This window comes from Peribacillus asahii (genome assembly GCF_003570725.1).
Classification (GTDB): Bacteria; Bacillota; Bacilli; order Bacillales; family DSM-1321; genus Peribacillus; species Peribacillus asahii.
This window is the reverse complement of record NZ_QWVS01000010.1, coordinates 1-10,151: the sequence shown is the minus strand read 5'-3', so window position 1 is coordinate 10,151 and position 10,151 is coordinate 1. Positions and strand designations below refer to the sequence as shown.

Genomic DNA, 10,151 nt, shown 5'->3' with positions numbered 1-10,151 from the left:
AATTTAAATATTTTTCGATGGCTTCTACATCATTATTATTAGTTAAAAGAGCTAAAGCCCAGTGATTTGGTGAATCATGTAGAAGAATTGGATTTTTAATCAAGTTATTTTTAACCTCAAATTTTTCAATTAATTCATTGGCCTCGTTTTCACTTTTTCCGAAAACAGCGACTAATTCTCTTGCAATTAAACCTGTAAGGATTTCAGTTTCCTGAATTACAATGTTTTCTTTTAACATGTAGTCACCTCCACTAAATCTAAATAGTCATTTACTAATGTTTCATCATGTATAGCTAATTGATCCATACCATCAAAAGCTTTAATATTTTCAAATGTTGAACTATATATTCCACCACCATCAGCAACAGGACCAAATGTAGCTAACCAGTCAATAGGTGGTTCCTCAGAAAGTCTCCAAGTCCATACATGCCTTTTCCAGTTCATATTAGCTTTGTTGAAAAGGATTAATTGTTTATCCTTGATTAGTTCTTCCCAATATGAAGGGTTTTTAAGCTTGTAAACCATTATAACTGGTTCTAACTGATTTTTCATTCCTAAAAAATCGGAGACGCTCATGTTTAACTTATCTAATATATTTTTTTGAGGGACTGCCCAGTTGTTAGTCTTTGTCCGGATCTTTGTAAATTCTTTTGCCTGTTCTATATTCTGAGTTAAATAGAAACCAGGTCCAAAATCCACACCGGCTCCCTTACGTTTCGTTATTATTATTTCTTTTGAAATCAGTTTGGCGTAAAGATTGTTTGTACCATGAAAGAAAAAAGTAGTGGGTTGAAATTCGACTTCAGGCAAATAAATTCGCTCCTATTATTTTATAATATGTTCCGGCTGTAAAAATTCCATTTAAAAAATAATATCATAAATATGTTGATACATTGATTGGATTTGACACCTACTTCAACAGCTGCTAATGCCTAATGGCTGTTGAGTACATATAACTAATTACCGAATAGTCGATTCAGTACACTTCTCTTTTTCTTTGATTCTCCGTTTCCAGATTCAGCTTGTTTTTGAATAAAGTCATTAACAATATCAACTTTTTCTTTCATCACTTCATAATCTCGTCTCATTCTCTGCATTTCTTGACGGCTTTCTTCACTGGAAGATGCAATATGTTCTAAAGCATTAAGAATTGCTTGGCCTTGTTCTTTATTCATAAGGCCTTCAACTTGAGTTTGAATGGTTCTTATTTGGTCCGCTACAACAGATAATTCATGTCGTTCACTTTTATCTTGAATGCTTGTCCCATAAGGGATTACCTCCGATACATTTTGTGTCGCCTTACGATAATGTGATGCCACTATAGCAGCAGCTGCTTCTGGCCCAATCTTCTTGTCTTTCTTAAGTTTTAACATTTGAGAAATTGCTTGCTGATCTTGCTGGGTGTAAACTCTGTGATCTAGGTCGTTCCTGATTAGTTCATATCCTTCCTTTTCTAGTAATGCGACATACTTTCTTACCGTACTTTCAGGCATTTTTAAGTTTTCTGCAATGTCACTGGTTTTTAACTCAACATGCATATCTATTACATCATCTAGAATGTCAAAATCAGTTTTTTTGTGGTTCATAGCATTCACCTCTTACCTTTATATTGGCGATATAAGGCCAATATCCTCTTAAGTAGTTTTTAATGTGGCAGCACTCATTATTAGTGGAAGTGTTAACGACTAGGTTGCCTTTAGGGCAACCTTTTAACCTTTAGGTTTTATTTTACTAGTTATGCAGAATAAACTGTGCAACGTTTATGTAGTTTATTTGCAATATCTTATTGCAAATAGGTGGTATAATTTGATTTTAGTTACCTAAAATAATATTATTAGAGTAACTAAAATCAAAGGGAGGAAGTAAGATGCTTTTTATATGTTCTAAATGTAGTAAACAATTGGATATTCAAAGTCGTGTTTATGAGAAAGCATACAAGGAGCACAATACTTGTTTAGATTGTCGGGCAAAGCATGGCGGTTATCGTGAGGGAGCCGGTCGCCCTGCGATTGGAGTGACAAAAAAGGTTTCGATCACTTTACCAGATAAAGTTTGGAAAGAGATTGAGGGTAAAAAAGGAGATATGGCGATGTCTGCGTATCTTCGAGAGTTCATTTTAAATGGTCTGGAAGAAAAGGGAGAGCGTTCATGATTTGTTTTTACTGCGGTCAAGAAAATAGTCACGAAAGTGCTCTGTGCACTTTTTGTGAAGCACCATTGAAAGCAAGACGGCCACAATTGAGAGATCATTTATTCCTGGAACAATGTGAGCTGCCATTTAGTGAGCTTTCTCTTTTTCATACATATGATCTTTTGATTTTACTTCGTTTAGTGAGGGAAGAACGTTCAACATGTTATAGGCTCATGAGAAGCGTTCAGAAGGCTCCAGAGGGCATTGTAATAGATTCAGATACGTTAGCCTTTGCGGAAAGTGATTATAGGCGTTATACGGCTCGTATGAGGGTGATAGAAGGTATCTTAATTGATAGAATGGGATATAAACCGAAACGAGTGGATGATAAGCTTCTAGCAAGTTTAAAAGCGAAGTTAGAAAATAACTAGAAAAAAGGGGAAATTATTGGTATTGTCGAAATAGAAAAAACAGAAAAACCCTCAAGTTTTCGAGGACTCGGAGGGCTTTTCTGCAAAATGGGAAAGGAATTAGTATCCCTTTATTTACTTACATATATATTCATATTCTAACATATTGGGGCTAATTCCTGCCATATGGGGAGAGGAATTAGATGAAAAAAAATAGTGTTAATTTTGATGAAGCTGAAAGAAAAGCAAGATTAAGAGATATTGAAAATGAGAAAAAACAGCAGGCTTTAACTGATGAAGAAATTCAGATAGCAAATGAATTGCAGAATAAAGCAACAGCTAGGGGAATGCTTTTAATTCCTGAAAAGAAAATAAAGAATAAAGCGAGGTTTGTTCAATTGAACCAGCCAAATCTATTATATTTACGTGATATTAAATATTTAACTACTGCTGAAAAGACTTTTTTAATGGACATTGCACCTCACGTTGAAATTGAATCTAATTGTATTGTAGAAGATTGCAAAAAAAACAATTCAACACCATTGACTCAAAGTGATCTTGCAACGGTTTTGGGAAAGAAAAAGCAAAATGTAAATCCGATTATAAAAGGGTTAATTGATAAAGGCATTTTAGCACGTTCTGAAAGTGGTTTAGAAGATAATAATGTTAGGGCATATGCTTTATTTGTAAATCCTCATATTATGTTTTCGGGCGACAGAGACAATGTTAATGGAACTTTAAAAGCTATGTTTAGAAAAACTCCTGCTGTATTAAAAAAATTACCGGAAAAATTATTTTAGAGCCTAAATTTAAGGCTCTTTTTTATTTGTTTCGTAGTAATGATTTTTCATTACGAAAGTAATGATTTTTCATTACTACGGGACTACCCAAAAAAGCAGTAATACCAAGGGTTTAACCCACTTTTATACTATCTCTCCTTCTTACTCTTATATTTAATAGCAATTCGGCTACGAATTAGCAACCCCTATTTTTATATTTTTTTACGTTTGAAAAACATAAGCCTTTAAGGCCAAAAGGCTGCACTAAAGGCAGCCAAAAACCTAGTTTGTAAGACTCTGTTATCTGTCCATTCCCCATTGCTGCTGTTTTCCTCTTTTTGGTTTCTGTTGCTGACGATTTTGACGTTGTTGGTCCCACTGCATATTTCTAGTTGCTTGTTCAATACCTTTTATAATGCTTTCAAGTAAATCAAGTCCATTTTGTTGGGACTGAATTTGATTTTCTATTTTAGGTATTTGTGTTTCCATTCTTTTTAATGTTTCAGTCTGTGATTGAAAGTCAGTTCTTCCAGAAACGCCTTCATTTTTCATCAAGTCATGGTACTGATCACGTTTAGTAATGGCCTGTTCATAGTCTTGTTTAGCTGATTTGGAAATGAGTATTTTTCCTTTAAGGAAAGGATTGTTTTCTATTTTTTCAACAGTGGTATGCTGCTGTTCGTAATGTTTTAGATATCTTTCCGCATGCTGTAAACGTGATCGGTGCTGATCCACTCGATCTAGTTCACCATGAAGCCTTTGAATTTCATTTTTCCGGCTATTTAGTGTTTTTTCCATTTGTTCAATCGGTATGACTTTATTTTGATTCAACGTTTGAAGTTTATTGATCTTCTGAGCCGTCTCATAGCTTATATAACGCATTTCAGGTCGTTCGGGATAGGAAGACACTACTCGACGTACAAAAGCGCTTCTATGGGCCGTTTCTGCCTTTTCTAAGACATCTCGTTCATGATGGATGTGTCCAAGTGTTTGTCTATTTTCTTCTAAGAGTCTTGGATAATTGGTTTGATAGAGATGTTGAATGTCACGAAATTCCTTTTCGGTACTAAATTCAAGTCGAATTCGGTAATCATTTAGCTTTTCGTCATGGGATTGGATTTGATTGTTTGCAAAAGCAATTTCCTGAATAGCTTTTTCTTTTGTGATTCGATTTTCTTTGATTTTCAACGGATTCAGCCAATTGATTTGATCGATTCGTTGCTGAGCTTGTTCAATCTGATTTTTAAAGGTCTGAACCCATTTATAATGATTGTCGACTTCGTTGATGGTGTCTTGTTTTAAGCGAATTGCTTGTGTATGGGTATGAACTTCTTTTTCCCATTGATGAAGCTGTTCACGTTTTTTCGTTATGTTTGGCAAAGTAGGTTCAGTTTGTAAGAGTTTAGCAGCTTCTTGTAAATGAACACGTTCTGCAGCTGTATAGAAACGTTCTTTGTTTTGTTTTTGTTCTTGTTGACGAGTTAATTCCCGTTCCAGGGCTCTTTTTTCTTCCCGGTATTTTTGTAGATCCACGACAACACGATTATATTCTTCACGATCACGATTGATATTTCCTCGATCGCTTTCTACACCGCGCTTTTCCATTTCATGAGCCACATGACCAAGATGAACAGTAGGAAGTACTTCTAGTCCTCTGGCTTCATGAGAAAGATGAGAAATCCGGTCTTGAATTCCTTCACGTTTTAAGGCTTTATTCGCATGTTCGGCCCATTGTTCACGCCATTGCTCTAATAATTCTTTTGTGTTCCAATCACGATTTTTAACCGTAAAGCCTTCTTCTGAAATTTCACGAGTGGTTAACATCACATGAGCATGCGGATTTTCTTGGTCATCTCGGTGGATGGCTACGTCTGCAATCATGCCTTGCTCGATAAATTCTTTTTGAACATAGCCACGAATGAGTTCGACTTGTTCTGGTTTTGATAATTCTCTAGGCAAAGCGATATTGATTTCTCTTGCGACTTGTGAGTTTTTTCTTGTTTCGGATGCTTCGACTTCATTCCAAAGACGGTTTCGATCTTGTACCCATTCTGGTGCATGTGAAGGTGCCAAAATCATGGTTTCTGGTTTCACTTCTCGTTTATAAAATTTTCTTTCGTTAGTCCGTTCATCTTTTAATCGTTCACCAGAACGATAGGCAGCCGCAGCGACTGCCGATTGTCCTTTGCTTCTGGAAATCATCTGTGCAGAGAAATGGTAAATCGCCATGATTAAGCACCTCCTTTTGGGTAGTAGATGTTCTCCATGTTGCCGAAGGCAGGATGGAGAAAGAATCGGCCGATTGGGTCGATTCTTTTTTTCATTCGGCTGTAAGCTGAATGAGGGTTTTGCGTTTTTGGATTCGCCATTGGCGAATTTGCTTTTCCGTTGCGAAGCAACCGCACACAAACGAAGTTTGTATAAGTGCGCCCTTCCTCATTTTATTTCGTTGGGATGATTGTAACACATTAATAGATTAGTAGTCATTCTTTGAGTGGGAAAATTTAACTTGGTGAGATAGAATAAACCTAAAACCAACGGAAGGATGAGGACAGGTGGCGAGGAAAACAGATGCAGAACGTTTACTAGAATTAGAGAAAAAGTTGGAGCAGTTGAAGGCGAGAAAGCAGCAGGTTGAAAGTCGAATGAAGGAAAAGGAAAGGAAGGAGCGTACGCGACGATTGATTCAAGTAGGGGCGATTTTTGAGAAGTATTTTGATATTGAGGATGTAGATCAAGCTGAGAAAATAGCTTTTGGAATGAAAGGAATTGTTGAGAAACATAGAGAAAAATTAATAAATATAGATTTGGAAAAATTCAAAGGAAAAGATGAAATTATTTATAAAGACAGTTAATTTAGGAGTTTTATAGATTTTTTCTTTTATTTCATTATCTATTCAGGGGTTGATATTTCATCAAAAGAAAAAGAACCCATTTATGAGTTCTTTTTGTAGGCATCTTCTTAAACGAAACACCCGTTACTTGAATAAGAAGCTATACTTTGAGTTAAAAAATCACTCAGTTTTCTGTCTATTATCAAGTTTTTTTGAACAATAAAAACATAGCAAGCCAATACCCAGGACTAAACAGAAAGGAATAAAAGCCCATAAAGGTATTAATATTGCCCAGAATAATAGATATGCACTTATAGCAAATATGAGCCAACTAGTAATAAGGAGAAAACTAGATAGAAAATCCTTCATATTGACATCACCTTTTTGAAAGTAAATTGTAAAAAGTTAAGTACATTTCCAATTGTATCACATTGGATAATTATTCATTTTATCTAGTTAACATAATGCTATGTTATCGGCAATCAATATCGCTACATTTTTAATCTTCTGCTTTATTCTTCACATTTTTAAGATACTTAGTTCCCCATTGACACATTATTTCTAGAAAGGGTACTAGACTTTCTCCTAGTTCTGTAAGTGAATATTCTACTTTAGGTGGTACTTGAGCATAAACCTTGCGATGAATAAGCCCATGATATTCCATTTCACGAAGTTGTTGAGTTAACATTTTTTGTGTAATTTTTGGAAGCGATTTTTTTAATTCACTGAATCGCATAGTTTTATCCGTTAGATGCCAAATGATCAACGGCTTCCACTTTCCCCCTATTAATTCTAAAGTAGCTTCTACTGGATCAGTTTTTTTTATGTTCATATGTTGGGCTTTTCTCCATTTTTTTATTGTTTCCATCAATGGTTTCCTAATAGGTACTATACCACTTTATAGTGCGTACTTATATTAAAGATTATTACATATTATAATCACTTTAACGAACCTGCAACAGTTTTTAGCGAGTTAATCATGAATATTAGTATAGTGTGTCATATGGATAGCAATGAATCAAATTGAACATAAATAAAACTTACAAAATGTAGAGAGGAATTGATAAAATGAAAGCTCTAGTTGTTGAAAAATATGGAGAAAATGCTGAAATCGTACTTGAAAAAAGAGACAAACCAACCCCCAATCAAGGAGAGGCTTTAGTCAGAGTATATGCTGCAGCATTAAATCCCCTTGATTTAACAGTTAAATCAGGTCATTTACCATTTGCTAAAAATCCTCCACTTATTCTCGGAAATGAAGGGGCAGGAGTTGTAGAATACTCATCAAAGTTTCCTAAAGGGTCAAAAGTGATTATTCAGGGTGGAGCGCTAGGTGTTAACAAAGACGGTACACATCAAGAGTTTATGGTTGTACCTGAAAATCAATTAATTCCTCTTCCAGAGAACTTTAGCTTTGAAGAAGGTGCTGCTTTATCAGTTTCTTATTTAACTGCTTATTTAGCATTAACCTATTCTGGTGAAATTAAAAAAGATGAATGGGTTGCAGTAGCAGGCGCAACAGGATCAGTTGGTTATGCAGCACTTCAACTTGCCAAAGCATTAGGTGCTAAACCAATTGCTATCGTGTCATCGGATGAAAAAGCAAAACAAGCTTTAACAGCTCAACCAGAAGGGATTATTAATCTTTCACAAGAAGACATTGTCAAAGGCGTTGCTCGTATTACAAATGATCACGGTATTAATGTAGCGCTTGATCCAGTAGGTAGTAATGGAACAAGTCTGCTCCTTCGTTCCTTAGCACAAGCTGGTCGTCTTGTAAGTATTGGGTATGCTGCTGGTATGGAAACAACGATCAATCTAATGGATCTTTTAGCGAAAGCGACGAAGATTATTGGATTCAGTATTTACGCTATCCCAGAGGAAGTTATTCAATCAGCACTTCAACATATTATTCAGTTAGCTGAAGAAGGAAAAATTCGTCCAGTTATTGATTCAACATTCTCTCTACAACAATGGAATCAAGCATTTTCACATCTTACTTCACGAAAAGCAATTGGAAAAATCATTTTTACGATCTAATTAAAGAAAAAAGTGTATACTCTATACATTTCTAGTTAACATAAAGTCAATTTTCAGAAGTACGCCAAAACGCCAAACCCATCTAGTTCAAGGGTTTGGCTCTTGTCTGTTTTTTATCGATTATGCACGACTTTATACATCGTTGATAGATCAACGTTTTTGGCTTTTGAAGAAGCCTGGCAGCTGTATAAAAAAGTGGGGTTTTATACAAGCTTTTCTTCCGCTAAAGCGCCCTTAATTGCATAAGGTTAGTCATTGAAACTCCCCGTTTTGATAAGAATTCCTTCCCTATCAAACCTTTTATGATTATAAGGAATATGGTTTATTTGCTTGTACTTTTCATTCCAAACTATATTTATGAAATGAGATGGTTCTTGAAGAAAATGGTCAGGAGATACTTTCTCATAACAATAACATTCGTTAGGATATGTTTCGTTACAGTCAAATAAGTCAAGGATATCTTCTTCGATTGCAATTCCACCTACTTTATATTTATAAACTGAAAACAACTCCATAAGAAAATCTGTAAAGTCTGTAATTTCGTCTTCCTTTATTCCAATCTGATCCCATTCCGGGGCATCAAAGAGTGAGCCAAAGAACCAAAAATTCACCATTAATGCATTTGAAGAAACCTTTTCTATTTGTAATGTCGTCTTTCGTTTCTTGGATAAATAGACATATAATCTCAATTTTAAAGAATGTAAGCAAATTGATTCTGGGTCTTCTTCATCATAGGTATAACCTCTTTCAAAAAAATCAATAATTTCATCAATGTTTTTATCAACGATTTCAATTTTATTTGTGACTTTAGATAACTTATTAATAATATCCTGTATACCTTTTGTTTTCGCTTCTTTAAGTTCCAACAAGAAACTAACTTCAAGGAAAGGACCTCCTTGCAACCATTGGGACGACTCCATCAATGATTCCTCCTAAGTTTAGGCTAAATTATATTATAAATTTGTTTTCTTCTTGAATTAACCGTTAGTCGAATAAGAAAAAGAGGTGCCGCAGCAATTCCTTTTCAACTCTTGCACCCGTTACTTGAAGAAGCGAATTTTTTATCTTAAGCGGGTGGTCCCATGATATACTCTGCAAATATGACTAAAAAGCAAAGACTTAAACTAATAATATTAACTACAATTGCAATTACAGAAAGATAAATCTTATTTTTATTAGAACGATATTTCCTCAACGATTTAATCGAAAAAACTAATCCAGCAATAAAAAGAATAAACCACCAAATATATGAGTAATTGGGAAACTTGAAAAAGTTAATAATAAAAGTAGTATTTAATAATAAAATCAAAACCAATGTAAAATTATAGAGTTTCATTTTTTCACCCTTATATGTCATATGAAACACCATTATAATACAATTCTTTCTTAAATAAACCTGCCCCTTTAAGTGTAAAGCTTCACAATTTCAGGGTGTTTCCTCAATAATATGGCCCTTTAGTTGAACAAGGTTTCTAAGGAACACATGAATACTCTATACCAATCTAGTTCACATAAGGTTCCATCATGGAAGCGAAAAACGAAGTCAACCCCTGAATTCAGCCAAAATCGGCGAAATTCAGGGGTTTTGATGGTGGGAAATAACGTGAAAAAGCCCTTCATAAACGAAAAGGCTGTTCTCCCGTTTTCGCCGGATTTCTCGAAATTACTAGCAAGCTTCCTTACAGACTAAACGGTTGCCTTTATGGCAACTTCTTAGCCTTTAAGGCTAGCTGTATGTATTGAACTTCGGTAATGGGTTAACTTTAAAACATTGATATATAAGGAGTTAACTAGTTAACCAATAAAAATAATGGTGCCACTTGATATTAGTTACTAAAAATAACATGATTAAGGTAACTTATATTGAAATCTTGTCATAAGCACGGTTCATGAGTGAAGTCGAGCAGGGTTGGAGTCTTGCAAACGAACAAAAACAGTCCCTTTAAAGGGACTGTTT

The 10,151-nt window shown here is 34.9% G+C and carries 11 protein-coding genes; 5 read left to right on the top strand and 6 right to left on the bottom strand.

The window, feature by feature from the left end:
* The 3 genes from D1953_RS04965 to D1953_RS04955 all read right to left on the bottom strand — a co-directional run.
* A partial coding sequence (locus D1953_RS04965) for a hypothetical protein (protein ID WP_119116059.1) occupies window positions 1-238 on the bottom strand: 238 nt, incomplete at its 3' end.
* Window positions 232-810, bottom strand: coding sequence for a DUF3990 domain-containing protein (locus tag D1953_RS04960; RefSeq protein ID WP_182480506.1), 579 nt, complete (start codon window positions 808-810; stop codon window positions 232-234). The genes D1953_RS04965 and D1953_RS04960, both read right to left, overlap by 7 nt.
* Before the next feature lie 146 nt (window positions 811-956).
* The gene (locus D1953_RS04955; RefSeq protein ID WP_119116057.1) at window positions 957-1,586 is read right to left on the bottom strand and encodes an IclR family transcriptional regulator; all 630 of its coding nucleotides are present in this window, start codon (window positions 1,584-1,586) and stop codon (window positions 957-959) included.
* A 281-nt stretch (window positions 1,587-1,867) separates the two neighbouring features.
* On the opposite strand from D1953_RS04955, the gene D1953_RS21655 reads away from it, so the two are divergent.
* The 3 genes from D1953_RS21655 to D1953_RS04940 all read left to right on the top strand — a co-directional run bounded on the left by D1953_RS21655 (window position 1,868) and on the right by D1953_RS04940 (window position 3,341).
* Window positions 1,868-2,152, top strand: coding sequence for a hypothetical protein (locus D1953_RS21655; RefSeq protein WP_245979919.1), 285 nt, complete (start codon window positions 1,868-1,870; stop codon window positions 2,150-2,152).
* Window positions 2,149-2,562, top strand: a complete 414-nt coding sequence (locus tag D1953_RS04945) for a hypothetical protein (protein WP_119116056.1) — start codon at window positions 2,149-2,151, stop codon at window positions 2,560-2,562. The genes D1953_RS21655 and D1953_RS04945 overlap by 4 nt, the downstream gene beginning before the upstream one ends.
* A 182-nt stretch (window positions 2,563-2,744) precedes the next feature.
* The gene (locus tag D1953_RS04940; RefSeq protein WP_119116055.1) at window positions 2,745-3,341 is read left to right on the top strand and encodes a MarR family transcriptional regulator; all 597 of its coding nucleotides are present in this window, start codon (window positions 2,745-2,747) and stop codon (window positions 3,339-3,341) included.
* Window positions 3,342-3,620: 279 nt separating this feature from the next.
* On the opposite strand, the gene mobQ is transcribed toward D1953_RS04940, so the two are convergent.
* Window positions 3,621-5,549 carry a MobQ family relaxase gene (mobQ, locus tag D1953_RS04935; protein ID WP_119116054.1) on the bottom strand — a complete coding sequence of 643 codons (1,929 nt, stop codon included), beginning with the start codon at window positions 5,547-5,549 and terminating at the stop codon, window positions 3,621-3,623.
* Window positions 5,550-5,875: 326 nt separating this feature from the next.
* Between mobQ and D1953_RS04930 the strand changes: the two genes are divergently transcribed.
* Window positions 5,876-6,175 carry a hypothetical protein gene (locus D1953_RS04930; protein ID WP_119116053.1) on the top strand — a complete coding sequence of 100 codons (300 nt, stop codon included), beginning with the start codon at window positions 5,876-5,878 and terminating at the stop codon, window positions 6,173-6,175.
* Window positions 6,176-6,653: 478 nt separating this feature from the next.
* Here the strand turns inward: D1953_RS04930 and D1953_RS04920 are convergent, their stop codons facing one another.
* The gene (locus D1953_RS04920; protein WP_425454248.1) at window positions 6,654-6,980 is read right to left on the bottom strand and encodes a winged helix-turn-helix transcriptional regulator; all 327 of its coding nucleotides are present in this window, start codon (window positions 6,978-6,980) and stop codon (window positions 6,654-6,656) included.
* Between the two features lie 242 nt (window positions 6,981-7,222).
* Between D1953_RS04920 and D1953_RS04915 the strand changes: the two genes are divergently transcribed.
* On the top strand, window positions 7,223-8,194 hold the full coding sequence (locus D1953_RS04915; protein WP_119116051.1) for a quinone oxidoreductase family protein: 972 nt from the start codon (window positions 7,223-7,225) through the stop codon (window positions 8,192-8,194).
* Window positions 8,195-8,442: 248 nt separating this feature from the next.
* Here the strand turns inward: D1953_RS04915 and D1953_RS04910 are convergent, their stop codons facing one another.
* The gene (locus tag D1953_RS04910; RefSeq protein WP_119116050.1) at window positions 8,443-9,114 is read right to left on the bottom strand and encodes a hypothetical protein; all 672 of its coding nucleotides are present in this window, start codon (window positions 9,112-9,114) and stop codon (window positions 8,443-8,445) included.
* Window positions 9,115-10,151: the final 1,037 nt, after the last annotated feature.

What these genes read in the sequence shown, in the direction of transcription:
- D1953_RS21655 (WP_245979919.1), top strand. Translation starts at nt 1,868, where the DNA reads ATGCTTTTTATATGTTCTAAATGTAGTAAACAATTGGATATTCAAAGT.
- D1953_RS04945 (WP_119116056.1), top strand. Translation starts at nt 2,149, where the DNA reads ATGATTTGTTTTTACTGCGGTCAAGAAAATAGTCACGAAAGTGCTCTG.
- D1953_RS04955 (WP_119116057.1), bottom strand. Translation starts at nt 1,586, where the DNA reads ATGAACCACAAAAAAACTGATTTTGACATTCTAGATGATGTAATAGAT.
- mobQ (WP_119116054.1), bottom strand. Translation starts at nt 5,549, where the DNA reads ATGGCGATTTACCATTTCTCTGCACAGATGATTTCCAGAAGCAAAGGA.
- D1953_RS04940 (WP_119116055.1), top strand. Translation starts at nt 2,745, where the DNA reads ATGAAAAAAAATAGTGTTAATTTTGATGAAGCTGAAAGAAAAGCAAGA.
- D1953_RS04915 (WP_119116051.1), top strand. Translation starts at nt 7,223, where the DNA reads ATGAAAGCTCTAGTTGTTGAAAAATATGGAGAAAATGCTGAAATCGTA.
- D1953_RS04910 (WP_119116050.1), bottom strand. Translation starts at nt 9,114, where the DNA reads ATGGAGTCGTCCCAATGGTTGCAAGGAGGTCCTTTCCTTGAAGTTAGT.